The 26,977-nt window shown below is 45.1% G+C and carries 25 protein-coding genes, 1 tRNA gene and 1 other RNA gene; 13 read left to right on the forward strand and 14 right to left on the reverse strand.

All coding sequences use genetic code 11. From position 1 onward, the window contains the following. Positions 1-120: 120 nt before the first annotated feature. Entirely contained in the window at positions 121-792 is a 672-nt protein-coding gene (locus O8C65_02010; protein MCZ7355684.1) for a PGF-CTERM sorting domain-containing protein, read from the reverse strand. Between the two features lie 206 nt (positions 793-998). Between O8C65_02010 and O8C65_02015 the strand changes: the two genes are divergently transcribed. Together O8C65_02015 and O8C65_02020 are read left to right on the forward strand one after the other, a co-directional pair. After that, entirely contained in the window at positions 999-1,832 is an 834-nt protein-coding gene (locus tag O8C65_02015; GenBank protein ID MCZ7355685.1) for a DUF4349 domain-containing protein, read from the forward strand. Between the two features lie 165 nt (positions 1,833-1,997). Beyond that, entirely contained in the window at positions 1,998-2,144 is a 147-nt protein-coding gene (locus O8C65_02020; protein ID MCZ7355686.1) for a hypothetical protein, read from the forward strand. 117 nt (positions 2,145-2,261) lie between these two features. Here O8C65_02020 and O8C65_02025 read toward each other — a convergent pair whose 3' ends face one another. Genes O8C65_02025 through O8C65_02035 form a run of 3 tightly spaced genes read right to left on the reverse strand, consistent with a single transcriptional unit; the run spans position 2,262 to position 5,351 of the window. Continuing rightward, positions 2,262-3,587, reverse strand: a complete 1,326-nt coding sequence (locus O8C65_02025; GenBank protein MCZ7355687.1) for an AIR synthase-related protein — start codon at positions 3,585-3,587, stop codon at positions 2,262-2,264. Continuing rightward, the gene (hisH, locus tag O8C65_02030) at positions 3,577-4,188 is read right to left on the reverse strand and encodes an imidazole glycerol phosphate synthase subunit HisH (GenBank protein ID MCZ7355688.1); all 612 of its coding nucleotides are present in this window, start codon (positions 4,186-4,188) and stop codon (positions 3,577-3,579) included. Before hisH ends, O8C65_02025 begins: the two co-directional genes overlap by 11 nt. Positions 4,189-4,205: 17 nt before the next feature. Further along, a complete protein-coding gene (locus tag O8C65_02035) occupies positions 4,206-5,351 on the reverse strand; it encodes an aminotransferase class I/II-fold pyridoxal phosphate-dependent enzyme (protein MCZ7355689.1) in 1,146 nt (381 codons plus the stop codon). 171 nt (positions 5,352-5,522) lie between these two features. On the opposite strand from O8C65_02035, the gene O8C65_02040 reads away from it, so the two are divergent. Both O8C65_02040 and asd read left to right on the forward strand, forming a co-directional pair. Further along, positions 5,523-5,696: a 4Fe-4S binding protein gene (locus O8C65_02040; protein MCZ7355690.1), complete on the forward strand. Its 174-nt coding sequence runs from the start codon at positions 5,523-5,525 to the stop codon at positions 5,694-5,696. 25 nt (positions 5,697-5,721) lie between these two features. Continuing rightward, positions 5,722-6,750, forward strand: a complete 1,029-nt coding sequence (gene asd / locus O8C65_02045; GenBank protein ID MCZ7355691.1) for an aspartate-semialdehyde dehydrogenase — start codon at positions 5,722-5,724, stop codon at positions 6,748-6,750. Here asd and O8C65_02050 read toward each other — a convergent pair whose 3' ends face one another. Then, positions 6,751-6,933 carry a methytransferase partner Trm112 gene (locus O8C65_02050; GenBank protein MCZ7355692.1) on the reverse strand — a complete coding sequence of 61 codons (183 nt, stop codon included), beginning with the start codon at positions 6,931-6,933 and terminating at the stop codon, positions 6,751-6,753. 87 nt (positions 6,934-7,020) lie between these two features. Between O8C65_02050 and rnpB the strand changes: the two genes are divergently transcribed. Beyond that, an RNA gene (gene rnpB / locus O8C65_02055) (RNase P RNA component) lies at positions 7,021-7,328 on the forward strand. On the opposite strand, the gene O8C65_02060 is transcribed toward rnpB, so the two are convergent. Beyond that, complete coding sequence (locus O8C65_02060; protein MCZ7355693.1) at positions 7,323-10,151, reverse strand: tetratricopeptide repeat protein; 2,829 nt, start codon at positions 10,149-10,151, stop codon at positions 7,323-7,325. The two genes, rnpB and O8C65_02060, sit on opposite strands and share 6 nt — an antisense overlap. Before the next feature lie 119 nt (positions 10,152-10,270). Here O8C65_02060 and O8C65_02065 point away from each other — a divergent pair, with 119 nt between their 5' ends. The 3 genes from O8C65_02065 (at position 10,271) to O8C65_02075 (ending at position 12,754) form a co-directional block, all read left to right on the forward strand. Further along, positions 10,271-10,414 (forward strand): hypothetical protein, encoded by a 144-nt coding sequence (locus O8C65_02065; protein MCZ7355694.1) that lies wholly within the window; start codon positions 10,271-10,273, stop codon positions 10,412-10,414. A gap of 38 nt (positions 10,415-10,452) precedes the next feature. Beyond that, positions 10,453-10,788, forward strand: a complete 336-nt coding sequence (locus tag O8C65_02070; protein ID MCZ7355695.1) for a nucleotidyltransferase domain-containing protein — start codon at positions 10,453-10,455, stop codon at positions 10,786-10,788. A 130-nt stretch (positions 10,789-10,918) separates the two neighbouring features. Beyond that, a complete protein-coding gene (locus tag O8C65_02075) occupies positions 10,919-12,754 on the forward strand; it encodes an HD domain-containing protein (protein MCZ7355696.1) in 1,836 nt (611 codons plus the stop codon). A 179-nt stretch (positions 12,755-12,933) separates the two neighbouring features. On the opposite strand, the gene O8C65_02080 is transcribed toward O8C65_02075, so the two are convergent. The 7 genes from O8C65_02080 to O8C65_02110 all read right to left on the reverse strand — a co-directional run bounded on the left by O8C65_02080 (position 12,934) and on the right by O8C65_02110 (position 17,654). Continuing rightward, on the reverse strand, positions 12,934-13,176 hold the full coding sequence (locus O8C65_02080; GenBank protein ID MCZ7355697.1) for a hypothetical protein: 243 nt from the start codon (positions 13,174-13,176) through the stop codon (positions 12,934-12,936). 423 nt (positions 13,177-13,599) lie between these two features. Beyond that, complete coding sequence (gene infB / locus O8C65_02085) at positions 13,600-15,363, reverse strand: translation initiation factor IF-2 (GenBank protein MCZ7355698.1); 1,764 nt, start codon at positions 15,361-15,363, stop codon at positions 13,600-13,602. A 55-nt stretch (positions 15,364-15,418) separates the two neighbouring features. Then, positions 15,419-15,868, reverse strand: a complete 450-nt coding sequence (gene ndk, locus O8C65_02090; GenBank protein MCZ7355699.1) for a nucleoside-diphosphate kinase — start codon at positions 15,866-15,868, stop codon at positions 15,419-15,421. Between the two features lie 9 nt (positions 15,869-15,877). Beyond that, positions 15,878-16,072: a 50S ribosomal protein L24e gene (locus O8C65_02095; GenBank protein ID MCZ7355700.1), complete on the reverse strand. Its 195-nt coding sequence runs from the start codon at positions 16,070-16,072 to the stop codon at positions 15,878-15,880. 4 nt (positions 16,073-16,076) lie between these two features. Beyond that, complete coding sequence (locus tag O8C65_02100; GenBank protein MCZ7355701.1) at positions 16,077-16,292, reverse strand: 30S ribosomal protein S28e; 216 nt, start codon at positions 16,290-16,292, stop codon at positions 16,077-16,079. A 4-nt stretch (positions 16,293-16,296) separates the two neighbouring features. Continuing rightward, positions 16,297-16,665: a 50S ribosomal protein L7Ae gene (gene rpl7ae, locus O8C65_02105; protein ID MCZ7355702.1), complete on the reverse strand. Its 369-nt coding sequence runs from the start codon at positions 16,663-16,665 to the stop codon at positions 16,297-16,299. Positions 16,666-16,757: 92 nt separating this feature from the next. Continuing rightward, positions 16,758-17,654 carry a hypothetical protein gene (locus O8C65_02110; protein ID MCZ7355703.1) on the reverse strand — a complete coding sequence of 299 codons (897 nt, stop codon included), beginning with the start codon at positions 17,652-17,654 and terminating at the stop codon, positions 16,758-16,760. A 100-nt stretch (positions 17,655-17,754) separates the two neighbouring features. Between O8C65_02110 and trpD the strand changes: the two genes are divergently transcribed. From trpD to O8C65_02135, 5 genes are all read left to right on the forward strand, one after another. Next, on the forward strand, positions 17,755-18,783 hold the full coding sequence (gene trpD / locus O8C65_02115) for an anthranilate phosphoribosyltransferase (GenBank protein ID MCZ7355704.1): 1,029 nt from the start codon (positions 17,755-17,757) through the stop codon (positions 18,781-18,783). A gap of 240 nt (positions 18,784-19,023) precedes the next feature. Next, positions 19,024-19,668, forward strand: a complete 645-nt coding sequence (locus tag O8C65_02120) for a phosphoribosylanthranilate isomerase (protein ID MCZ7355705.1) — start codon at positions 19,024-19,026, stop codon at positions 19,666-19,668. Then, on the forward strand, positions 19,665-21,242 hold the full coding sequence (trpE, locus tag O8C65_02125) for an anthranilate synthase component I (protein ID MCZ7355706.1): 1,578 nt from the start codon (positions 19,665-19,667) through the stop codon (positions 21,240-21,242). Before O8C65_02120 ends, trpE begins: the two co-directional genes overlap by 4 nt. Then, a complete protein-coding gene (locus tag O8C65_02130; GenBank protein ID MCZ7355707.1) occupies positions 21,239-21,826 on the forward strand; it encodes an aminodeoxychorismate/anthranilate synthase component II in 588 nt (195 codons plus the stop codon). Before trpE ends, O8C65_02130 begins: the two co-directional genes overlap by 4 nt. A 162-nt stretch (positions 21,827-21,988) precedes the next feature. After that, positions 21,989-22,095 (forward strand) — tRNA-Glu (locus O8C65_02135). Between the two features lie 194 nt (positions 22,096-22,289). Here the strand turns inward: O8C65_02135 and O8C65_02140 are convergent. Next, positions 22,290-26,975, reverse strand: a complete 4,686-nt coding sequence (locus O8C65_02140) for a VWA domain-containing protein (protein ID MCZ7355708.1) — start codon at positions 26,973-26,975, stop codon at positions 22,290-22,292. Between the last annotated feature and the right edge of the window lie 2 nt (positions 26,976-26,977).

Raw genomic sequence — 26,977 nt, forward strand, 5'->3', positions numbered from 1 at the left:
TAAATATTTTACATGTGCGCTTCATGATACTCTTCTTTCCGCCCAAATCGGATATCGGTAGATAAATCGTTCAGCTGGAAAAAATATATTTCAGCTGAACTTGAATCGTTTTCGATCTATCTATTTTTTCCTTGAAAGTATTCGTGCAATTGCAAATACACCAAAGATAGCCAGTACAGCACCAAATCCAGGTAATTGTACTTTGGGTGTCTCTGCCCCTGTTGGAACCGCTTTGGGATTTGTAGGTTCGGCACTCTCTGGATTCTTTGACGCTGCCTTGACGGTTACAGAGTATGTAAGACTCAAAGGCTGATAAGCGTCTTTATTGTCGCCAGGATAATACAACCCTGTAAACTGAATAGTATGCGAGCCTATCCTTGCTGATTTATCTGCTTTTATAACAACTGCTATTGTCCTTGCCGTGCCAGGTGGAACACTGAACGTACCTGATACCACTCCTGCACCTGCCGCCTCTCCGAAACTTTGACCGTAAACATGTATACCGGCGGGTACACTGATGCGTGCATCAACGTTTAGCGTCACATCGTTCAAAGACGGGTTGTTCATAAACAATTCCACAATTCCATCCTGGTCTGTTTCTATCACATCGGTTACAGGTCTTAGCGTAACGGACGGACCTACGCGGAATTTCCCTTGAGTTGTTGTGGCTGTGGGCGCAGCTGTAGTGACTACAACAGTCGGCACAGCGGTTGTAGCTACCACCGTAGGCGCTGTTGTCGTTTGAGCAGGCGTTGTTTCATTTTGTGATAGCGCAGGAGTTGCCAAGATCACAAAAAGTAACAAATTTACAAATAAAAGTTTTAAAGTTTTCACAAAACACCTCTATGTATGATTATTATAATTATTATATATACCTTTTCACTCTTCAATATTGTCTAATTATAGGAATATAAAATAAAATTCTCGATATTTTTCAACCATAAATAATTGAGATGTAGTAAGCATTATATATTGTCATGATTATTATCAGACTAATAATGAAAAATAAAACCTTACTATTATTTGTGGTTTTACTTCTTGTAATAACAGCAGGGTGTGTGGGGTCTAATGAAACCCCAAGACCGAATAATTTAGGTGCGCCTTCAAAATCATTCGAATCGCCATTACAGGGAAAGGTAACAGGCGACACAGGAAATGCAGTTAATATCATCGACAGGAAGATTATCTCAACCGCAAGCGTTACACTGGAGGTAAAAAGCGTAGAAAAGGCTTCTAATGAAATAACGAAAATAGTAGAGGCAAGCCAGGGTTTTATATCAGATTCATCAACCTACGATTCGGGGGGGAGCAAAAACGGCCAGATGACTATAAGGGTTCCTCAGAAGAATTTTTACTCAACCATAGAACAAATAGAAGCATTGGGAACCGAAAAATCTAGGCAGATTTCAGGCCAGGATGTAACAGAAGAGTGGATAGACGTGGGGGCCCGCCTAGATAACTTCAAAAAACAGGAATCAAGATTCCAGGAAATATTGAAAAATGCATCCACGGTTAAGGATGTTCTTGAAGTCGAGCGTGAGCTTGAACGGGTGCGCGGGGAAATAGAAAGCCTTACCGGGAGGATGAACTATCTAAACCAGAGCGTTGAAATGTCCACTATTACAGTAAATGTTATGGAACCGGCGCCAATAGCAGGCGATGGATGGGGGATAACTGAAGCGCTCAGGGAGGCCGTAATTGGATTTATCGGGAGTGTAAATGGGTTAATCGTGTTCACCGGGTACATTCTACCGATAGTGGTATTTATTGCATTGATGGTATTGCTGGCAAGGTGGGTTAAAAGGAAAGTCCTGCCGTGGCTGAAACAATAGATAAATAAAGTTTTCTATGCAATGCCGCGAAATTAGTCATCAACCGAAGACTTGACAGAACATACTAACAACTTTGCTGCAAGCACTACGCGAATGAGTAACCACACCTTTTATTTTCTTCGCTATATAGCTCAAAGAATACTTCGGAGGATATCTGAATAAGATATGGACATGATCAGGATTGACTGCTATCTCGATGATCTCAATATCCAATTCTTTGCAGGTCTTGCAGATTATGCCCTGGGCGACCCTCACCTGTCAGTATCTTTCCCCGTATTTGGGGGCGAAAACCAAATGGTCACTCAGCAATGATACCGTATGCCTGTCATGGCGAAGCTCTTTCTTTTTACCATTCCATCCATAGCTGATACTCTGAGACGTTATCTATGAGCCTGTTGGAAGAGCAGGGCGAAAATAATCAATACAGATTCAGAGAGTCTTTCTGCCTTTTATCCTTTCAATTATCCGTCTTTTCTTCTCAATAGCCTGCGCCGCCGCCTTATCCACAGCCTTTTTCATCTCTTCAAAATCCCCCGGGGTTTTCTCCCCCACAAGCTTCTTGATAGGTGTGTAAGCGGACTCCCGGAACCTGGGGGTAAAATCGCGAACTTCCCCATTGATGATCAATTCCGCCCCTTCCCCATCTTCTATCCTTCCTACGATATCGATAGCCACACCTTTCCTGCGGACGCAATCCAGTATTTCCTGTGAATACTCAGTAGGGGCTATTATTAAAAGAGCGTCCAGCGAGACGCCAAGATAATCTATTTCAAGTTTATCGAGCATCGCAAGCACCTTACTGTTCACGAGCGCCCGCAGCTTTTCCTCCTCGAAAATAAGTTTGACCCCCGCAGTCCTTGAGATCTCCTTTGCATCCCCGCGCACCCCGCCATTGGTAACATCGGTCATTGCATGTATCTTTGCGATCACCCCGGCATCGAACAGCCCCTCGCACGCATCTATGAATTTTAGGTTGATGGTCTCATCCACGATGTTGTGCATCCCGTAATAAAGCGCAATCGTCGAAACAGTCCCGCCTCCCGCGCCTTCAGTCATAAGTATTACATCACCGGGTTCTGCCTGGATACGCGCGGTGAGACTCTCGGCAACGCCCACTGCGCCCACACCGCCAGTCATCCTCTCCCCTATGACCATATCCCCGCCAATGCGAAGCGTGCTTCCGGTTATCAGTGGTACACCCGTCAGTTCCGACACTGCGGTGATACCAGCTATATGGTCGAATATCTTTCCTACATCCCCGTCGTCAGCCACATGGATATCCGAAAGCATGGCAACTGGCCGCGCTCCCATCACGTACACATCCCGAAGCGCTGCGCGCGCCACATGGAAACCCGCAAGGAACGGGAAATCCGAGAGGCGTGAATGCATGCCGTCGATAGTGACCACAAGATATTTTCCTCCGGCACGCACCACTCCGGAATCGTCAAGATGGGACGAATCCACGACAGCAGAGGTTCTGCCGATCACTTGCGCGATTTTCTCATGTGTATAAAAATCACCCATGCCGCGTGATCCGACGCCGAATTCTCCCATCGTGATCCTTGAGTTTATCGGTCTTAGCAATTCGCCTCTGGGATCCAGAGTGGCTTTAGCCTCCACGATGACAGCGTCTGCAATCTCCCGGGCGTGCTTTCGTGAGATATTTTTTATCTCAAGTATCCTCTCTGCCAGCTTTTCCCGAAGAGCCGGATCATTGCGCCGGAGTCCCCGCTTGGCATAGCCTTCAAGATCCATAACTCTCCACAAAGTTCCGAAGCATACGAAGCCCTGTTGCGCCGCTTTTTTCAGGATGGAACTGCGTTCCCACAACATTTCCCGCCTCATTGGTTATTATCGCAGGGAACTCTATCCCATAATCGCAAGCCGCAGCCTCATATTTTTCGTGGGCTTTTACATAGTATGAATGCACGAAATACACGAATGAGCCGTTCTCTACCTTTTCCAGAAGCGGTATATTCTTTTTTATGATGAGAGAGTTCCAGCCCATGTGGGGGACCTTCAATTCAGATGCCTGGAACCGTATCACTCTTCCCGGGATTATGTCGATACCCTTGTGCAATCCTCCCTCTTCGCTCTCAGATGCCAGCATTTGCATGCCAAGGCAAATCCCGAGGAGCGGCTTGCCCTCGTCCACTGCGTCTTTAACCACGCGTTGAAGTGTTGAAAAATGCATCATAGCATCGCGAAATGCCCCCACGCCGGGAAGTATCAGTGCATCGGCGTTATCGATTGCCGAGGGCTCATTTGAGATCTCAACATCGGTACCTATGTACTGGAGGGCTTTTTCTATACTGCGAAGGTTCCCAAGACCGTAGTCAATTATGATGATTTTCATTTTGCATCAATTAGTTTTTAAATACTTAAATCCTCAAGGCGCCTGGCAGCTTCCATCAAAGTCTCGTCTTTCTTTGAGAACGTAAATCGCAGCTTGTGCTTTCCTGTTTCGCTCCTGTAGAAACTGCTCCCCGGGACAGCTGCCACGCCCACCTCGCTTACAAGGTATTTGGCAAAAGCCATATCATCCATTCCCGCGCATTCAGGTATATCTGCCAGTATGTAATACGCACCCTCAGGCAGCTTGCACTTGAATCCGGATTTTATTAGAGCTTTATAAAGGAGCATTCTCTTTCCATCATACATTCTGGCAAGCTCCTCATAATACGAATCCGGGAATTGCAGGGCGGTCACACATGCATGCTGAAGCGGAGCAGGCGCCCCCACAGTCAGGAAATCATGCACCTTCCTGATCGCTGAGGTCAGGGTTTTTTCTGCAAGCGCGTAACCTATACGCCAGCCAGTGACGCTGTACGTCTTCGAGAACCCGCTGATTGTAATCGTTCTGTCCTTCATCTTGTCCAGCGAGCCAATGCTGATATGCTTTCTGCCATCATACAGGATATATTCGTATATCTCATCAGTGACTGCGATGACATCATGCTCCTCGCAGAGATCCGCGATCAATGACAATTCATCTTTCGAAAAAACTTTCCCGCATGGGTTGTTTGGGGTGTTCAGGATGAGAGCGCGTGTTTTTTTATTGAAAGCAGAAACAAGTGCATCTTCGTCGATATTGTTGTCCCCGTCTAAAGGAACGAGATGCGGGACAGCGCCCGATACCGCAGCATCAGGACCATAATTTTCGTAAAACGGCTCGAATAACACGACCTCATCTCCCTCGTTTATCAAAGCCAGCATTGAAGCCATCATGGCTTCGGTCGATCCGCAAGTAACCGTGACTTCGCTTTCCGGATCGACATCAATGTAATTATAATTAATCGCTTTTCTTGCTATCTCCTCTCTTAGATCTTTTGCGCCCCACGTGATCGAGTACTGGTTGTAGTCCTCCATTATGGCCGAGGCTGCAGCGCGCTTCAGTTCCTGAGGCGCGGGGAAATCCGGGAAGCCCTGGGCAAGGTTGATTGCTCCGTGCTTTATTGAAAGTCGTGTCATATCACGAATGACCGACTCTACAAAATGATCAACTCTTCTTGATAACATGGACCGACATTTAGAAGACCAGGAGATATATCTATATTTCGTAATTTGCGATTTCTGAAATCATATCCCGGTAAATAATTAAAAATAATTACATATTGCAAACTTGAAATCAACTTTAAACCGTTAATCTTATATTTGACTTGTTCAATGGGAGAAGAAAAGGTGACCTAAATGGTAGCAAAAGTAAAAACTGAAGATTGTACAGGCTGTGGAATATGCGTTGATGAGTGCCCCGCAACAGCAATAACATTGAAAAATGAAAAGGCAAAGGTAGACGAGGATGAGTGCACTGAATGCGGCACATGCGTTGATTCATGCCCTAACAGTGCGATCACCATGGAATAAATCAAAAATAGCAGAAAGAGCATACATGGCAAAGATAAGGGCAGGAGTACTGGGTGCTACAGGCAATGTTGGCCAGCGATTTATCGAGATGCTGAGCAAACATCCCTGGTTTGAACTTACATCACTGGCAGCCTCTGATAGAAGTGCAGGTAAGAGATACGGCGATGCTGCAAGCTGGCGGCTTGAAAGCAAGATCCCGCTGGATGCTGCAGATATGACCGTTGTACCTGTCGACCCCAGGAAAGTCGATGCAGATATCGTTTTTTCAGCGCTTCCTGCCGATCTTGCCAAAACAGTGGAACCCGATTTCGCAAAAGCCGGTTTTGCTGTTGCAAGCAATGCCAGTGCCATGCGCATGGTGGAGGATATTCCTCTCGTCATCCCTGAAGTGAACGAGGAGCATCTCGGGCTCATCGATGTCCAGCAGGACAGGCGAAAATGGGACGGCTACGTGGTCACAAACCCTAACTGCACAACTATTATGATGACAGTGACACTAAAGCCGCTCATGAAATTCGGGATCGAGAAGATATACCTGGCATCAATGCAGGCGATATCAGGCGCGGGATATGATGGTGTGGCTTCAATGGCCATACTGGACAATGTGATCCCGTATATCGAGAAGGAAGAGGAAAAAGTTGAGACCGAAACCAGAAAGCTCCTCGGGGAATTTAACGGCAGCGAAATCGTCGATGCACCGTTCAAAGTGAGCGCAAGCTGCAACAGGGTGATGGTTATGGACGGCCACACTGAGGCAGTGTGGGTTGAAATGACAGATGATCCCTCGCCTGAAGATGTTAAACAGGCATTCCTTGATTTCGACCCGGGATTGTCGGATTTGCCGACAGAACCCACACCTGTGATAGAGGTCAAGGAAGAAAAAGACCGCCCTCAGCCGCGTATGGACAGGAATATCGGAGGCGGGATGACCGTTTCGGTCGGCCGCATCCGCCCCGGGATACGCTACATCTGCATGGGGCATAATACCATCAGAGGCGCTGCCGGCGCTAGCGTCCTGAATGCAGAACTTCTAAAAAAGAAAGGAAAACTTTAACTATTCCCGGAGATCCGGCGGCAGCATGTTAGGAATGCCGTCGTCGATGGGATAATACTCCTTGCATTTCCCGCAATAAAGCGTTCCTTTCACTATCTCTTTTTCATTCTCTTCCGAGACTTCAAGTACGAGGTCTCCTTTACACATGGGGCAGCACAGGATATCCATAAGGTCTCTTTTCATTTTATTTGCACCTTTTTATTCCTTAAACGCCCCTTTTATTATCAAGTTATCGGTAATTATAAAAGATAACACGCCGTTTAATCGCGCGAGAGAGGAAGGGCGGCTACCGGCGGCAACGCTGAGGAAAGTCCCCTCACCATCTGGACCGCGGACACATGCAAGTGTGTAGGGTGAGAATCCTGGCTCTGGAACAGAAACGATACCGCTGCGCAGAAATGCGATGAGCTCGAAAGAGCGAGGTCATGCGTATTGCGGATGGAACGGCGAATCCCCGCGGGTGCAAGCCGAAATAGGACAGAAAGGGCAGTCCAGACCTGTCCGAGTACGGCGCATAGCTGAATGCTGCACGGCATTGCCCCTTGCGCTGAACATAAAGGGGCTTACTCTCCTCACTCAAACTTATTCTGGGAACAGAAGATTTTTGCTCTTTCGAGATTTCTTGAAATTACCCGATAAGCCTCAGGAAATTCCTCTTTTGAATATATTTTCAGCGCCTCTTCATAAGCGTCGATTGATTTCTTGCAGTTCTCAGCTTTGTTCTCTACCTCGGCAAGAGTTCCATAGGCAGTACCGAGATTGTTCTGCGTCATTGCATAGTCCATTGGGAAACGGTCAGGTGTTCTGACTTTGAGCGCCTCTTCATAAGCGTCGATTGATTTCTTGCAGTTCTCAACTTCGTTCTCTACCTCGGCAAGAGTTCCATAGGCAGTACCGAGATTATTCTGCGTCATTGCATAGTCCATTGGGAAACGGTCAAGTGTTCTGACTTTGAGCGCCTCTTCATAAGCAGCAATTGATTTCTTGCAGTTCTCAGCTTTGTTTTCAACCTCGGCAAGAGTTTGATAGGCAGCACCGAGATTGTTCTGGGTCATCGCATACTGCATAGGGAAGCGGTCTGATGTATAGACTTTCAGCGCCTCTTCACAAGCAGCGATTGACTTCTTGCAGCTCTCGGCTTTGTTCTCAACCTCTGCAAATATTCGATAGGCAGTGCCGAGATTGTATTGAATCATGGAATACTGCATGGGGAAGCGGTCTAGTGTGTAGTCCTTCAGCGCCTCCTCATAAGCTGCAATTGATTTCTTGCAGTTCTCAGCCGTGTTCTCTACTTCAGCGAGTATTCGATAAGCATTGCCGAGATTGTTCTGGATAGCAGCATACTGCATGGGGAAGCGGTCTAGATTATAGACCTTCAAGGCTTCCTGACAAGCTGCAATTGCTTTCTTGCAGTTCTCAGCCGTTTTCTCTACTTCAGCAAGCGTTCGATAGGCATTGCCGAGATTGTTCTGGGTCATTGCATAACCCATAGGGGAGAGGTCTAGTGTTGTAACTTTAAGAGCCTCTTCATAAGCTGCAATTGCCTTCTTGCAGTTTTCAGCTTTGTTCTCAACCTCTGCAAGTAGTTGATAAGCATTGCCGAGATTGTTCTGGGTAGTAGCGTACTGCATAGGGAAGCGGTCAAGTGTATAGACTTTCAGCGCCTCTTCACAAGCAGCGATTGATTTCTTGCAGTTCTCAGCTTTGTTCTCAACCTCTGCAAATATTCGATAGGCATTGCCGAGATTGTTCTGGGTCATCACAAAATCCATAGGGTAATCCTTAAAAGTATAGACTTTCAGCGCTTCTTCAAACGCTGTTATTGCTTTCTTGCAGTTCTCAGCTTTGTTCTCAACCTCTGCAAGAGTTTGAAAGGCATTGCCGAGATTGTTCTGGATACTAGCATAGTCCATAGAGAAGCGGTCTGGTGTATAGATTTTCAGCGTATCCTCAAAAATTACTATTGATTTCTTGCAGTTCTCAGCTTTATTCTCTACCTCGGCAAGAGTTCCATAGGCAGTACCGAGATTGTTCTGGGTAGTAGCATACTGCATGGGGAAGCGGTCAAACGTTCTGACTTTAAGCGACTCTTCGAAAGCTGCTATTGATTTCTTGCAGTTCTCAGCTTTGTTCTCAACTTCAGCAAGTGTTCCACAGGTAATGCCTAGATTGTTCTGGGTGGTAGCATACTGTATGGGGAAGAGGTCAAGTGTATAGACTTTGAGCGCTTCTTCATAAGCAGCTATTGACACCTTCATATAATATTTTTTATTAATGTCTACTATTCCAATACCATAAGCTCTATTTCCAAGACTGAACAAAGCCTCTGCATCACCCGAAAAGAAGCCAGCGATTTTCGTGAAAAAGCTGATTCTGTCTGCTTCAATTCCATCAGGCTCTATTACAGAGTCAAGATATGCTTCTTCTGCCCAGATGACTTCATCGTTTATAATTTTTATAAAATTCTTTTTTTCAATATTCGAAAATAGAACATCTATTCGGTATTTCTCCAAGTTTATACCGAACAAAACCTTGCCAAGATGAAGAATTCGTTTTATAGAAAATTTCTCTTTTTCTTGATAAATCCCTGCTTTGTAAAGTGACCTTATGCTCTTTAGAACTGCTTTCTCTTCTGGACTGCTTTCTCCGAACCTTGCTATCATTATATCGAGAGGCATTACAAGCGAACCTATTTTACCATCAAATTCTAATGGTTTCCACTCGACCCCTATTTTCGCTGCAATTTCTTTTCCTTTTTCATCTGGAATTTCTTCCGGAAAGCTTATACTGTTCTCTTTCTTAAATAAAGAGTTGAGCCACTCCATCTTTTGCAATTTTTCAAACTCAATACCTGAACGGCATGAAGCGATTATAACAGCTTTATTTTTAAGAAACTCTTCAACCAGATACCTAAAATTTTGTTTTTCAATGAATTTATCAATATCATCCAGAACAACTATGGTTTTTCTCCAGAAAGTAAGTTTGAGTGGTACTTCAAATTTTTCTAAATCAATATCCTGAATTCTTGGAATTATAACATTGGAAACAGGATTCATGGTCTTAAGGGCTTCATAAATCGCTCTCGTTTTTCCAGAAAGCGGCGCACCGACAACCAAAACATGATCTCCGTTATCAATTACTTTTTTGAGCGACCGGTATTCATCTAATTCATAATATGCAAGCATGGGTCGCCTGAAAAGATCTTCTGGTTTAATGGAACTGGATTTTTTCCCATGAACTACATAGATATTATTCAAACGTTTGTATTCATTGATAGTAAAACTTACAAGATATGCATAGGCAGAAATTACAGCAATTAGAATCGCTACAGAAGCTTCCACATGGTTGCGAGAAAATTCTAAGATTGAATAGATAATATTACTTACCACATTTCGCTCCATTTACGTCGTGAAATTATAGCGGTTGTGTTATATAATCTTTATTAAGTGAAATATTTGTTACAGTTTCCTTTCCACAGCACAAATCAATTAGCTGAAAAATCAATATTGATTTGACAGAAATGCCAGACGAAGTATTAAAAACGGTTGCAGGGCTTGATCTGTATTATCTGGTTTTAGATATTCTGATGTTGGTAATAGTGTACCATATGAAGACGTTGATTACGAAGATGCCGAAGATGGAATTAATAAAGATGAACAGATAGTAGAGTTATTTAAAGAACGACCACGTAAAGAAGATTAAATGGCATTTGACAGAAAGGTATCCTATTTTTTGAATAAATATCTAGGTAAGATAAAATCAATTTACGCACCGGACGAAATGTGGCTCTGGGGGTCAAGGGCATACGGCAGCCCTGGAGAGTACAGCGATATAGACCTTATCGTAGTGTCAAGAAAGTTTTCGGATATAAAGTTCATACGAAGAATGTACAAGTTCATAGAAACGATTGGATTGCTAGGTGATAAAAATGCGGAAGCGGTTGATGTTTTATGCTATACTCCTAATGAGTTTGCACGAAAGAGGGAACAAATCAGCATCGTTAATGAGGCAATTAGAAAGGGAATAAGGATTATCTGAAAAGATATAAAATCAAATGAATCGTGGACGCAGTATTCAAAAGGACAAAGAATGTTTCGATTTTGAAAATAATATGAATGCGGTGCAATATGGGTTCATTTTAATACTCTCAGATCTTATCTAACATACCATGCCCTCTATCATCGACCCTATCTACGGCCACGTGGGAATAAACAGACTTGAGCAGCTCATCATCAGCACGCCTGAGATGGCGCGTCTCCGCCGGATACAGCAGCTCGGTCTTGCTGACATTGCTTTCCCCGGGGCGAACCACACACGTTTTGAGCACAGTGTTGGAACACTTTTTATTGCGGATAAAATGGCAAAGGCTCTGGGTCTTTCACAGGAGGAGGTAGCAAAAGTCAGGCTTGCAGCCCTGCTCCATGATATCGGGCACTGCGCATTCTCGCATGTGGTGGAAAGCGTACTTAAACGGAACCCTGCGTACCAGCCTGTGATCGATGGCAGGAGATTTCTGAAACATGAGATGTTCACAAGATACATAATATCTAATTCATTTCATACAAAACCAGAAATTGCATCTTTGGTGGTGGATGCCAAATCATTTTTTGAAGAGATCGCAAAAATGGCGACTGGCGATGTCGATGGCCTCTCAAAACCATATCTTGCCCAGATCATCTCTGACGATCTCGATGCGGACAGGATCGATTTCCTGCTGCGGGATTCGTATCATACAGGGGTCTCCCTAGGACTTGTAGATGTGGACCAGATCGTAGGAAGCTTATCGCTGAGCAACGGAAGGATAGTTCTGGGAGGCTCACTAAGTTACGATGAGGATATGTCTCTGACTGCGGCAGAATCCATGCTTATCGCCAGGGCCCACCACTACTCTGCGATAATTCACAACCCGAAAACCCAGGGGGCGAGGGTCATGCTTCTCCAGGCTCTCGATAAAGCTCTTGCGCGCTACAAAGAAACGGGAAACGACGTAAAAGCAGTGGTACTGAAATTTTTTACCGCCTATACCGACACCGACCTGTTGAATTTCATAGAAGCTCACGGAGATGCCAGCGCAAAAAATCTGATAGACCATATCCGCCATGCAAATATTTGCAGCGCTGTTGTCCGTTTCACTCACAAGAATCTTAACCCCAGGACCCGTATGGCACTTTCCACGATCGCAAGGAATGGAGTTGCGAAGAAGATGTTTGAGGAGGAGCTTTCCAGGCGTTTTGCAAAGAAATACGGGGCATCCGTTCTTGTTGACCTTGATGTTGCAAGCGGGATCCCCAGAAGCACACGGATAAAAATAGGGGATTATGAGGGGTTCTTATATGATGAATCCGCGCTGGCCAATGGTCTTGTAAGGGCCATCTCGCGTCAAATATCGTTATGTGTATTCTCAAGAACAGAGGACGACGCCAGGCTTTCTCAGGCCTCTCACGATTTCCTTCTCGACATCGAGAACCTATCCCCGAAGCTCCTGCACTTTATCAGGAATGAAACGAGCCTGCCCATAGAAGGAATTCTCCTTATCTTTTACAGCGCGCACAGGATGTTCAGCAGGGAAGCGGAAGGAAGGATCACTATGCCAAGACTTCGCAATATTGCAAAGATATATTATCTCGCAAGAGAGCTTGGGAATATCGAGAAATTGCGCAACCTGTTTGATTACAGGTTCCATACCCGATACGGGTTCCCTTATAGCGACAGGCTTTTTGAGGATATCCAGCTTCTTGTTGCCATGGGGATGGTGGATGAAGACCTGCGGTATTTTGAAAATAGCGGCAGGTGGAAACAGCGGTATGAGTATGTGCTGACCTCTGATGGTCTGAGCTATGCGGAATTGATCGCCCCGGCATATCAGAATGAATTAAAGATGATCGAGGATTATCTGAGCCTTAACAAACATTCGATCCCAAGGGACATGGTCAGCATCGCATCACAAAGGTATGGAAAAGAAGTAAGAGAAGCGTCGAACTCTCGCATATCAGATGTTCCCTGAAATTATTTGGATGAATTTATATACCATAAAAAAAGTAGAACTGATATTCAGCGGAGGACCATGAAAGAATTAAATCTCGATAAGGACGATCTCGTAATAGTGATAGCGATTATTGTCGTGTTTCTGATCGTAGTGGCTGTTGGATGGATGTTCCTCAGTCATTGAGAGAAAAAAATTATTTATTTTCCAGACATCTCCTCTTTGATAATTTGCTTCAGGGCATCTCTCAGCCGGCTTTCAGGGTTTGAAAGATCATCTGCGACTATGTCCAGAACCAGATCCAGACCTCCAGGGCTTGAGGCTAAGTAATCCCTCACAATCACATCCAGGTTTTCACAGCAATCCACACACAGATTTACACCCTCGATCTCAGCATCGTTGACCGGGTCAAGAGCAGTATGGCACAAAAAACATTCACTCATAACTTATCACCAGCGGCGTAAATGCATCCAGACTCTTATCAATGTTATGCATGAAAATTATATTGCAATCTTATGGGTTTTCGTCCCGTTAGTTTTATATATGATGAACTTATTGTAAGATGCTAGTGGGCAGGAAATCTTTTTTAATACACTAACCCCCACTCCCCAACCTGCCCACTTTACTCTAATTCGTACTTATTAAATTCTGATAACCATGCAATCAATCCTCATTTTTTCATCCCGTTAGTTTTAAGTATAATGAAATTGTGTTGGGTACCGATGGGCAGGAAATCTTTTTTAATACACTAACCCCCACTCCCCAACCTGCCCATCTTTTGCTTATCCTCTGTAAATAACAGAATACCATGATTTAATTTAAAGAATCAATAAAGAAAAGCAAGCCGGGCCAAATCCTGATATCTTCTATTTTCCCCAGAACGGCTTTCCCCTGCGCTTTATTTCCATGAACGCCATGAGAGCTTCCTTATCCTCGACCTTCATGGCCTCAAAGAGTTCCTGTTCCACGATTTTCGCATGTTTCTCAGGCACATCGATATAAAGGATCTCCCCCTCTTTTATCTGTCGGCCCACCGTCGGTCCCTCTATCGCCACGGCCACCTCCTTCCCTGCGACAGCCTCGCTTATGTTCTCATTGTGTTCCTGGATCCCTTTGATCTTCCCTACTATCATGCCGTCATCCTTCATCACTTCAAGATTGGTTTTAATTACGCCCCCCATGACACGCACACCTACGACAGCAGGTTTACTCTGCCTGAATGTACAATCCGGCAATATCATAAATCGTCCAGCCTTGATAATGGTCTCGTAACGTTTTTTCTCGATGAGTTGTTTCTGTTCTGTAACCCATTTCTTATAATCTTCGATAAGCCGGTAGATGACATCGTTTATGAATAACTTGACATCTGAGATCGCAAGTTCTTCTTTGGCATCTGGCAAAACATCCACATCAAATCCCACCAGGACAGAAAAAAGCGGATCTTTCACAGTCTTGGCTTCGGCAACATCTCGCTTGGATATATCACCAATATCTGCCCTTCGTATCGGGATATTTTCTTTCTTTAACTCGTTCACCAGTGCCTCAAGTGAACCGAGGGTATCGGCTTTTATAAGAATCCCGTTAGCTTCGGTCTCGATCCTGACAGCATCTATTTCAGATTTTATCTGCGCACCTATTTCATCGATGTTCCCCAGAGCAACCCTTATCTGTGAGCCTGCGAGCGCACCTTCAAGGCCAGGCGCTGCGATCTTGATACCCGATGCAGCCACTACTTTCTTCACCTGCTTGAATTTCTCTTCGGCGCGCATTTCAGAAAGAGGTCGTGGTTTTAAAAGAGCCCTGATCTTGGTCACGATGGGCGCACCGAGACTTCCCACCACGATCGTGTCACCAACATCCATCTCCCCGTCGTACAATATAACATCCAGAGTTGTGCCAAGGCCCACTTCCTCTTTCACTTCAAGGACTGTGCCGATCCCGGGCCCTACGGCTCTGTATTCCAGGTCTTTCTCAAGGAACTTCAGGCCAAGCCCCATCAATACCATGAGCAGGTCGGGTATCCCCTCACCCGTCTTTGCGCTTAGCGGGATCACACCTATGTTCCGCTGGAAATCCCGAACCCTGTCATACCTGTCGGAACTGAATCCCATTTCATAGAGTTTGCCAATTATTATGTATATTTTTTTATCCAGCGCTGTTTTCACATGCTCTGCCTGATTTGGGTAAGATACTATGAAGGGCTGCCCTGGTTGCGTATTCCATCCTGAGATTTTGTCTATCTTGTTTGCAGCGACCACGAACGGTGTTTTGAATCTCTTGAGAATTTCAACAGCTTCTAATGTCTGGGGCTGGAATCCTTCGTTTATATCAACAACAAGCACAGCAAGGTCTGCCAGTGCGCCCCCTCTTGCCCTCAGCGTTGTGAACGCCCTGTGCCCCGGCGTATCGATGAACAGCAGTCCTGGTACTTTGGTTTCCCCTTTAAAAATCGGTCCGCATACTCTTCTTATTACTTCAAGCGGGACTTCAGTCGCTCCGATATGCTGCGTGATCAGACCCGCTTCCCGTTCTGCGATTGTGGTACCCCTTATCCTGTCAAGCAGAGAGGTCTTGCCGTGGTCCACATGCCCCATCACACATACGATTGGGGTGCGCAGATTCTGAGCCATAATCTACTTAGATTAAGCTAAAAGTATATAAGTTCTCAAGATGCGGCGTGGTTATTTATTCGTATATCCAGGTTTCATCGATACGCGAGTATCCCGCTATCTCTGATTCCCTGAAATGAATACTAATCTCCCTTTCTGCGGATTCCGGTGAATCACTGGCATGTACAACATTGCGTCCGGTATCAAGGGCAAGATCTCCCCTGATTGTTCCTGTTACCGCATTCAGTGGATTTGTAGCTCCGTTTATAGAGCGCATAACAGAGACTGCATTTCTTCCCTCAACCACCATTGAGACAGAGGGACCTGATGTTATGAAATCGATCAGAGACTTAAAAAAAGGTTTCTGGGAATGCTCAGCATAATGTTTCTTTGCTGATTCGATCGAAATCGAATTCATCCTCAAAGCGACTATTTTAAGTCCTCTTTTCTCGATCCGGCCTATTACTTCACCCACAAGCCCTCGCTGTACGCCGTCGGGCTTGACCATAACATAGGTGCGCTCCAATTTTTCACCTTACTTAGCGGTTTTACCGCGGGCCTTGCGTCCCGCCTCGGTCCATCTTACCTTACGCGGTAATCTGCCAAGGTTAGAATTTCCCTGGCATTTGGATGAACAGAAATAGAACACAGTCCCATCTTTCTTAGCATAGAGTTTGCCTGTTCCGGGTTCTATACCATCCCCACAGAACGAGCATTTCCTTCTTTCCATGACTTCACCTTGACATTAATTTCTTTGCTTCTCTGGAGGTCTCAAGCAACATCAGGATATCGCCATTTTTTACGGGCCCTATCACATTTCGTGTGATTATCCTTCCCTTATCCCTTCCGTCGAGTATCCTGCACTGTATCTGCATTGCTTCACCATGCATTCCTGTCTTGCCGATAACTTCTATTACTTCAGCAGGATAGCCTGTTTCTTCATCTGCCATATTCTCACTTCTTCAATGCCTGGACTTTCTGTGCCACTTCGTCGACCAGTTCCTTCCCTTTTCCGGGCTCAATTATTGCGGCTGCACCGCTTCCCACGCTCAATCCGGAGGCTGCGCCCAATTCTACCTGTTTCTTGACAAAGATGTATGGCGTATTCTTCTCATCGCAAAGAGCAGGTATATGAGTGACAATCTCTGGTGGGTTGACATCCTCACCGATCAAAACGAGTTTTGCAATACCACGTTCAATAGCTTTTGTGGTTTCGTTCGTTCCTTTCTTTATCTTTCCAGTATCCCGTGCCATCTCCAACGCTTCTAATGCTTTATTGGCTAAATCTGCGGGTACTTCAAACTTAATATACGTTTGTGCCATATTAATTAACTCCTTCAGGATTAATTTCCTTCATTATTCATTTGTTAAAAGTAACGGCTTCTCTACAACATAGAATGCTATATATTTTGCGCTTAATAACTTGCTTCGCTTAACACCTTCAACAGGTTGGGCGTGGCAATCCTGACGATCGTGTAATTGCCGCTGCTGGTTATGTTGTACTGCGTAAAACCGCTCTGCGTACCATTGATCTTTAACTGGTTGAGTTTTTTCATGGTGCTTGCATTAATATTCAGGTAGGCAACCGTTCTCTCATAACTGCCATCGCTTTCTTTTATGCCCATGTAATACTGTTTTGCGAAACTTACGTTGGAACTGATCGTCTGGAATGACGCAGGTTCCACTTTGCTCAGCAGCCCAGCATATTGATCATAGGCATTAGCGGTCTTATTGAGGCTGTTAATGATCTCATACACATATACGGCCGTTCCCTGTGGCGCATAGACTATTGGGGTTCCCAACATGTTTATGCATGGTATTGGGTTTAGCTTCGTGCCACCGCAGCTTGTGTCTTGCCTTTGAAGAACGGGGGGATAAGTATTTGGTAATTCGATATAGTCAAAATCATTTATCTCTGGATATATTGTCGAGAGGAGCAGGAATGATTTGTTTGTTCCATCGAAAAGATTGGTATAATAAATCCTGGTCGTATTTGATTTATACAGGGAATCCACTTCACCGATGAGCGGCAAATCCTGACGAACCCACTGGATCATCATGGGTGTCATGCTTTCAAGGTCTGCAAAACTTGCCGATTCTGCCCCGGGAGGTGTCAGGTTCAGAGCATCCGAAATGGAATAGAATGGCTGGTTGACTGTCCATAATTCAGGATTGAACTTATTCGAAACAGCCTGATTAGTTGTCTGCGTATCCTCAGTCCTGGGGCTTGTAATAACATAAGCCACAGGCACAATTATCATGATCAGAATCATTAATGCTGCGAGTAATTTGTATACATCCTGCCTTTTCATGCACCCACTTAATGCTTTTCACATATTAAAGCATCACGCAACTTTTATATACAATGTACTCATTTAGACATTAATGTACAAAGATGTACAAATGATAATTATGAAACAATATATCCAGAAACTCGTCCAGAAGCAGAACCTGACGACAGAAGAAGCACAGCTTGCGGTGTCAAAGATATTTACAGAGGCCACAGATGCACAGATAGCGGCATTCTTAACTGCGCTGAAGATGAAAGGGGAGACACCTGCGGAAATCGCGGGGCTTGCTCTCGGTATGAAGAAAGCTGCCAACATGATAAACCCGAAAGTTAAGGGCATTCTCGTGGATACCTGCGGCACAGGAGGGGATTCCACAGGTACCATAAATGTGAGCACCGGGGCAGCTATCGTGGCAGCGGCCTGCGGCGTCCCGGTCGCCAAGCATGGGAACTACTCAATCACATCAAAATCAGGGAGCGCCGATGTGCTCAAAGAACTCGGGGTAAAGATAGACCTTCCTCCGCAGGAAGTGCAGAAGACCATCGAAAAGGTTGGCATCGGGTTCATGCTCGCCCCTGTGTTCCATCCCTCAATGAAACGTGTGGCACAGATAAGGCGCGATCTTGGATTCAGAACGGTTTTCAATATCCTGGGACCGCTCACCAATCCTGCAAACGCAAAGGCACAGGTAATCGGTGTTTTTGACAAGTCCCTGTGCGAACCCGTGGCGAACGTGCTTGGCATTCTTGGAACTGAAAGAGCGCTTGTAGTTCACGGAAGCGGTATGGATGAGATATCGAACACAGGTGAAACTCAGATAGTGGAATTGAACGGGGGACGGCTGACAAAATTTATTGTGACGCCCGAGAAGCTTGGCATAAGGCGCGCCTCGGGTAGCGAGATAGCTGGCGGAACCCCTGAGGAGAATGCGAAGGATATCGTAGAAGTATTGAAGGGTAAGAAAGGTCCAAAACGGGACATCATTGCTATCAATGCGGGGGCAGCTCTTCTGGTCAGTGGAAAAGCAGAAACCCTCGCGTCCGGGATAGCACTGGCGAATCAGGCTATCGATAGCGGCAAAGCCCTGGAAAAGCTGAAAGACTTTGTGAACGCAGCAGGTGACCCGGAAAAGCTTGCACGGTTTTTGTGATTAAAAACCGCAGATAAAGGCGCCCAGAGTCGCGGGCCTCCCGAGTCACGCCTCGGGAGGGCGTATCCGCATATGGCGTTGCCATATGCGTGTGCGGAGTCGAGAACCCGCAGGGTTTCGGAGCGGCGCATTCACGTATGCCCCCACAGGGGCATACGTGTCTATGCATTGCGGCGGGCATGACGCCAATGAACGCGGATTTGTCAGGATGAACTCAGATATATTAAAATAATAACTACCATGAGAGTAAAAATATGCGGGATTAAAACTGAGCGGGACCTTGCGATTGCAGTGAACGCGGGGGCTGATGCAGTTGGCTTCATCACAGAAGTGCCTGTGGATTCACCAAGGAAAATAAGTCTGGCCGATGCATCAAGATTGATCTCAAAGGTGCCGCTGTTTATAACCCCCGTGCTTGTCATAATGCCGGAAAATGCAGAGCAGGCAGTCAGCATGGTCCATGCAGCTAAACCCGGTGCTGTTCAAATACATAATGCGCTTCCGCTGCCTGAACTTAAGAAAATAAGGGAAACTGGCGTAAAGCTCATCAAGACGATTCCCGTATCTCTTGATGCAGACCCGAAATTGCTCATGGATCTAGTGGCAGAACTCAAAGGGACAGCCGACGCGGTACTTCTCGATACAATGCAGGATGGGAGATCCGGTGGAACGGGATTGCCACATGACTGGAAGATAAGTTCCGAAGTGATCCTTCGCGCGGGAATACCCGTGATACTGGCAGGCGGGCTGAACCCTCAGAATGTGAAAGCTGCGGTCAGGAATGCGCGACCTTATGCCGTAGATACGGCTTCGGGCGTTGAGACGGATGGCAGAAAGGATGAGAAAAAAGTCGTTGATTTCATCAGCAATGCGAGGATGGCATGAAATTCGATATAGGGAGAGAGGAATTTGTCCAGCTTGCCGGAGAAAAACCGGTTATAATCCAGTTAATGGCCAAGGTGAAAACAGCATGTTCTCCCCTTGACCTGTATGCCTCACTGGACAAGGATTGCGCTTACCTCCTTGAATCGGTTGAGAAAGAGAAAAAGCACGCACGTTTTTCGTTCGTAGGGGCGGAACCCGACGCCGTTGTCACTATCAAGGGCCGCGTGTTAACCCTGGATTACTTTAATGAATCGAATTTGATAGATCTTATTATGTCCTCCCTTTCAAATGTCTGCATTTTTAACAGGCCCGGCAAAAAAAGGAAAAATCCCATCGGTCTATCAAATATGGAAATCGGTTCAAAAACAGTGGGCATTATCAAGAACGGTTATGATACAATGGATGCAATCAGGTCGGCGTTTGCAGCAACGGGCGTGAAATTTATTGGCAGGGGTTTTGGCAGGCAGACCTTCCTGGGCGGTGCGATCGGCTTCTGTGCATATGATATGGTGTACGATTGCTGGCTCGACTTGAAGGCTAAGGAAGTAAATACTCCCGACGCACAGTTTGCGATCACAACAAAGACCGTGGTTTTCGATCACCTGACCGATGATACGTTCTTGGTCATGACGCCTCTTGTGCTGGAAGGGGATGATCCTGAAGAAGTATATATATCTGCGGAATCAGAGGCTGGAAAACTTGTCTCCAGAATAAGCAGGGCAAAACCATTGAAGATCCCTGAGAACACCCTCACAAGCGTAACATGCAATATGAAAAAAGAGGAATATGAAGATGCCGTCAGGAAAGCTAAAAAACATATAGTTGATGGCGATATTTTCCAGGTGGTGCTCTCCCGCAGGTATGAGGTGATCACTGACCAGACGCCAATTGAACTGTATGCCGCGCTCAGGACCGTAAATCCAAGCCCCTACATGTACCTTTTCGAGTTCGATGGGACAAGCATCATCGGCGCGAGCCCCGAAACCCTGCTTTCTGTCCATAACCGGAAAGTGATCATCAATCCTATCGCAGGCTCATGCCCGAGGGGTAAGACAGAGGAGGAGGACCTGGAGTTCGCAAAAGAGATGCTGGGCAGCCAGAAAGAACGTGCAGAGCATGTGATGCTCGTTGACCTTGGGCGCAATGATGTCCGGATGGTATCAAAGGGAGGCACGGTAAAAGTTGAGGATTTCATGTCAGTGCTGAAATATTCCCATATCCAGCACATCGAGAGCACAGTATCTGGCGTGCTGCGTGATGAGTGCGACCAATTCGATGCCACACGGGCAATCTTTCCAGCAGGCACTCTCTCGGGTGCGCCCAAGATACGCGCCATGGAGATAATACATGAGCTTGAGAAAGACGGAAGAGGAATCTATGGAGGGGGCGTTGGTTATTATTCCTGGAACGGGGATGCGGATTTTGCCATTGTGATAAGAACGATAATCAAGACCGGGAAGAAGGCGATCGTACAGGCGGGTGCCGGGATAGTTGCCGATTCCGACCCTGAATACGAGTATAACGAGACCGAGCGCAAGATGGCAGCGATGATAAAAGCGATTGGAGGAACATGAAGGTCTTGTTCGTGAACAACAAGGACTCTTTCGTGTGGAACCTTGTGGATTACGTGTCCATATTCGAACCCGATACTGTTGTGGTCCCGAACACCATTTCTCTGAAAGAAGTCCGAGAAATCAACCCTGATGCCATCGTGATATCCCCGGGCCCTGGGCATCCTGAGAACCCGAAGGATATCGGAACCTGTCTTGAGATCATAAGAGGATCGAGCGTTCCTCTCCTTGGAGTATGCCTTGGACACCAGGCAATTGCTGTGGCTTTCGGGGGAGAAGTGAGTCATTCGCCTTCCGGACCGCTCCACGGGAAGACAGCAGAGATTTACCATGACGGGAGCGGCATATACCAGGGATTGCCGAACCCTCTTATCGGGGGAAGATACCATTCACTTGCAATAATAAAGTTGCCGCGAGAGCTTGAAGTGACAGCGAGAACCAAAGATGATATCATTATGGGAGTAAAGCACAGGAAAAGACCTATCTTCGGGCTGCAGTTCCATCCCGAGTCCGTGCTGACGCCAGATGGATTGAAGATCGTGGAGAATTTTTTGAAGCTGGCATCGAAACAACCACCATCAAAATAATTAATTGAATTTTATATTATAAATTCTCAATCATAATCAGTGCAAAGATTAGAATTATGCTGTTATCTCCCTGTAAAAAATTTTGAAAAAATATCCGTATTCCGAAAAAGAGGTTTGCTTCCCAAACCATTAAATATAGTAGTGTAATATTAAGCCATCTGCGCTCCGATAGTGTAGCAGGCCAATCATTCTGGCCTTTCAAGTTTTATGCGCGCACAACGCTGAAATAAAGACAGCCAGAGACTCGGGTTCAAATCCCGATCGGAGCACTTAAATTCTTTTGATGCTCCATTCCATTGGATGTTCTTTTGTTAAAAATCGTAGAATAGAAGAGAGCACGGGTCAGGGGGGACGGATTATGTCATTACGAATTAGGATAATTTCTCCTTGTCCTTTTTCCCATGTAATTCCCTCACAGTGACCTTAGCAATTACTTGTCCGCCATGAGGGGCGCAGTCCAGAATTAGCTTACAATTATTCTTCCTTTGGGTTTTACAACTATTACTATACTGCCCATCACACTATTGTTTCCATTGCTGCCGACGGCTTTTATGAGCGCCTGGCCAGCGGTGACACTTACGAAATTAGCAAAACCTGAGCCGCTCACTGTCATGCCATCTAAAGGATTTTGTAAGTTGTTGAAATACCCCAGATCAGTATATAAAGTCACATTTGCAATTGCCGGATTGCCATCGACATATGTCGCAGTTACCATTATATTGGATGGCTCACCGGTAAACACCACAGGCGGATTTGCACTTAGCTGTATATCACCCAATGCTATGTAATTCACGCCTGCGCCGCCACCACCAAGATTTGCACCTCCAGACCATATTATGTTCACAGTAATAAACGTTCCATTCAGATCTGTATAACTGATATTTGAAGTGGGAAGAATGAGAGGTACATAACCTGCGCCTTGCACGCCTAGCTGGTACCATACACCCCATTTTTCACCCGGATTCAGGCTTGGCAGTACCCAGCTGAGTGTGCTTACATTTCCAACAGTTGTCACATTCGGCTCCGCATTTCCCTTTGCAGGATAGGTAGGGACTGTGAAGTTTGTGCCAATATTTGTTGTAGCATTGCTACTGTTGGATATGTAGGTTGCAGTTGCCAGCGATAGACCGGTCACATAGTTATGCGGTATCTGTAAATTCAGTGTCGGACCATGCGCTGAGAAATTTGTTATATTTGATGCAATACCTCGGAATATATTCTGTAGCACGCTGGTATTTGGTGCAAAATAGTATTGTCCACCTGTAATATTGGCAATATCAGAGAGTCCGGGATCTACTTCAGATTCGTTAGTGCCAAAACCAATCGTATATATCGTAGTGTTATGCTTTCTGGCACTCTGCGCCTCAAGAAGCATGGAATGGTATCCGGCATTGTCAAGGCCATCTGTCATAAGCACAATTGCGGAGTTGCCCGAGACATTGGAGAATTCGTTGTTTGCCTGATATAACCCCTCGTCTATGGCTGTAAGTCCAACTGATGTTATTGTGTCTACAGAGTTATTAAGATGGTCTAATGTCGGATAGGAATCATTGAGAGTGGACGTAACGCGTCCTGAGTATTGCTTCCAGTTCAAATTCTGGCTTGCGGCAATATTAAATGATGTTTCAGAGGATATATTAACTCCATCAACTTCTATATTGTAATCCGTTCCAGAATAAATTGGAGCACTTAATGTTTCAAATCCAGAATGGTTGTGGGATTGGTTGATCAGAGTTGCACTCTGGAATAAATACAGTGCAAGTTTATCATTAGCATCTGGCCATGTAAGATTGAAGGTATAGTTGGTTAGTGTTTCAACGGTATCCGTTTGAAAACCTGATACATGATATGATGCATCTGAGGTAAATCTTATTTTAATAGTATCTCCTTTTACCCATGGACTCCAGACGTCACTAATATTAGCTCCAGGCCATGTACCATAGTTAGTATAACTGGCTATCAGATTATTTTTTCCATCTGAAATATTTACAAAATCATGATCCCCCTCTACGTCAATTTTTGTAAAATGCACTCGAATTTGACTTGCGCCAGGAACTGTTTTATTCCAGGTTAAATTTTGATTATCTGGATAGTTACCTGAACTTGGATATTTCACAGCCCAGGATGTGCTCATGGTGTTGCCGCCTGTGAAATACCCCACCCACGTGCTACCGTTGCGGATGTAGCTGGTCTGATTGCCACTATTGGTAATATTGGGTGGATTAGGGTCGCTACTGTATGCAGCAAGACCTACTCTATCTCCTCTAATTGGATCAAAACTTGAGATAAATGAATGGGAAGCTAATTTGACAGCACTTTTCTTATCGATATAGGTAGTTATATTAAATGCGCCTGATCCATTGACTGATATGATCCAGTTTCCCGTTAGAATCGTGTTGTTGTTGTCCTCCACCGGGTCATATACCCCCGGGACTGGTGCAATCCAGACATATTTACCGATGCCTGAATTGTAATAACCGGTACGATTGACAAAACCCGACTCGATAGATTTGGGATATTTTGTGCCATTTGGAGATGTTAGAGTAAAATTCAAATTCACATTATCAATAAAAACTTTGAAATCCGTAACAATGTCGTTGAGCGTTATGGTATCTGTCCAATTTACTGTGCTGTTTGCAATTCCACTGGCCGCATAACTATATGATGTGAATCCATCCGTTCCGTATTGCCTTGTAGTGATATCAAAATCACTTATTTGCTGGGCGATATTATTATAGATGTCCTGTAACTGGCCGGGCGTTGCCGCATAATAGTAGCTGCCCGGGCTGGCTATCGCCGACATAGTTGCGTTATCGGCATCTCTGCCGAAACCAATAGTGTATATCTTGATAAAAGAATTATTATTGATGAATGTGGTCTTGGCCGTATTTGCTTCTTTTAATGCATCGTATGTTGGACTTGAACAGGAAGGGTAACTGTCATCGCAATAGTTCCCTTTAAGATCGTATGTTGGTAACCCGTCTGATAGCAGGATTATGTATGGACGGGCGCCCGGACGAGTATTGTTCTTAAGATAGTTCGCTGCATTCCTTATCGCCAGCGCTGTCGGTGTCCCGCCGCTTGCACTTTGGGCATCTATTTTTTGATTTATGCTGGTCATGTCATATGTTAAATCGTATAGTTTAGTAGTAGTTCCGCTAAATGTGAGCAGCCCGACCCTGTCATTGCTTATCATATTACTATTGAATTGTTTTGCTGCTGTTTTAACGGCATCTATTTTTTTAGTCGTATTGACAATAGGATCATCCATGCTTCCCGAAGTATCGCTTACGAGCATGATATCCAATGGAGTTCCTGCATAATAATCAGGATCCATGCTTCCTGATGTGTCAAGTACAAGCATGGCATTTGCGGCAGGTCGTGAAAAAGGCAGCTCGCCCTCGACAGAGATAATAGTGGTAACATTGACATTACCGCCCGAGTTTATGCTTGTAGGCTCAAAAGTTATGTTAACGCTCAGGAATGGCACATCTTTTATGCCTATATTCACCGAAAAGTTTACAGTGCCATTGGACGCGATAATAGTCGCATTTCCAACTAGGGTTTTGCTTGTAAAAACAGCCTGAATCATACCATTTGCATCAGTTGTTGAATTGATTATATCCGTGGCGTTAATACCTGCAACCGTGAGGTTTCCAAGGGCTGGGATGGTGTTGTTAAGTGTTACATTTATGCCCGGAATGGAGTGCCCCCATTCATCAAGTGATGTAAGAATAATAGAAGCGTTATGGTTGCCTTTAATATTCTGGGAGAGCAAGGTATCCGGGGAAGAATAAATAACAATTCTATTAAGGTCTCCTTCAACAAAACTCAAGTTGATACTACCGGTTATATTGGTGGGGCCGGTCTCATCCTCATAACGGGCTGTGACAGTTACAATTTCTACATAGGGTGTTGGTCCTATAAGAGTTACAGCAGCCCCATTATTATTCAAGGGTATTATAACGGAACCTAATGAAGTGGTGAAAAGTACCTGTTTTGTAATTGGAACGCTCCTTGGAAATACGGGATTGAGGAACTCATCAACGACCTGTGCTGTGAGCCTGTATGCATCTTTGTTATTGGCATGAACCGCATCAGGAGTATGGCTAAGAAGAATTTCTGTAGCATCATCTGCAATTCCTTCGATGGTAATAAATGTATTAATGTTCCCGACTGTTATATTTATGAGGTTTTCGCCCGCACGCTTATCTGCTCTAAAAACGGTCGAAGTAAACCCATTTAGATTGGTGATATTGATTTCGGGAGTGAGATTTAGTGAATTATATTCAATTGGGCTATTATATTTTGTAGCAGGGGGTGGCGTAGCATTGAAGATCACAGCAGCATCTCCTATGGGGTTGTCATACATATCCCATGCACCCACAGTTATTATTGAAGATGTATTCACCGTGCATTCCTTATAATAATCCACTGATATGTAGGAAAGCGCAGCCGGCGTGAATGTTATATTGAAAGTGTTTGTTGTGTTCCCCACCTTTGCTGTAATGGTAATATTCCCAGCTACCGTGGAATTGATGTTCAGAAGTATGCTTGAGGAGTTAGATGTGGAATTTACAAGGGTCACACTGCTCCGGTCAGCAACAAGGTGCGTCAGTGCAAAGGATGCCCTTGTAATGTTCACCTGGTTTATTGTTTCTCCAAGAATGTCAAATATCTGAATATTAAGTGTCATATTCGCAGTAGAATTTGTGTTATTGTATTGGTCGTATGCAGATAGATTCACTACTGTGGCATTGCCTACTACAAGCGGGTTTTGAGTGACATTAACAGCTATGAAAGCGGGCTCTCCTGGAAAGAAAGTCACATTTGTGGTATTATACACAGCTCCAACACTTGCGTTTATAGTAGCTACACCGGAAATAGTTGAATTAATCCTTGTCGTGGCCATACCTGACGAATCGGTATATGCCGATGTCGTGCCTAGACTGCCGAGAGTTGTGGTGAAGTTGATAAGGGTGTTGTCCTGGGGAGTGGAGTTATCCAGGACTTGTACAGATATGTTCACACTCTCATCCACTGTTGTCTGGGAAGGGTAAGATGAGATTTCCACATCTACGCCTGCAGCCAATCCAGTGAGCATTATTGTTAAAGTGAGCGTGAAAAAGAGATTTTTAATAGTATGCATGG

This window comes from Candidatus Methanoperedens sp. (genome assembly GCA_027460535.1).
Classification (GTDB): domain Archaea; phylum Halobacteriota; class Methanosarcinia; order Methanosarcinales; family Methanoperedenaceae; genus Methanoperedens.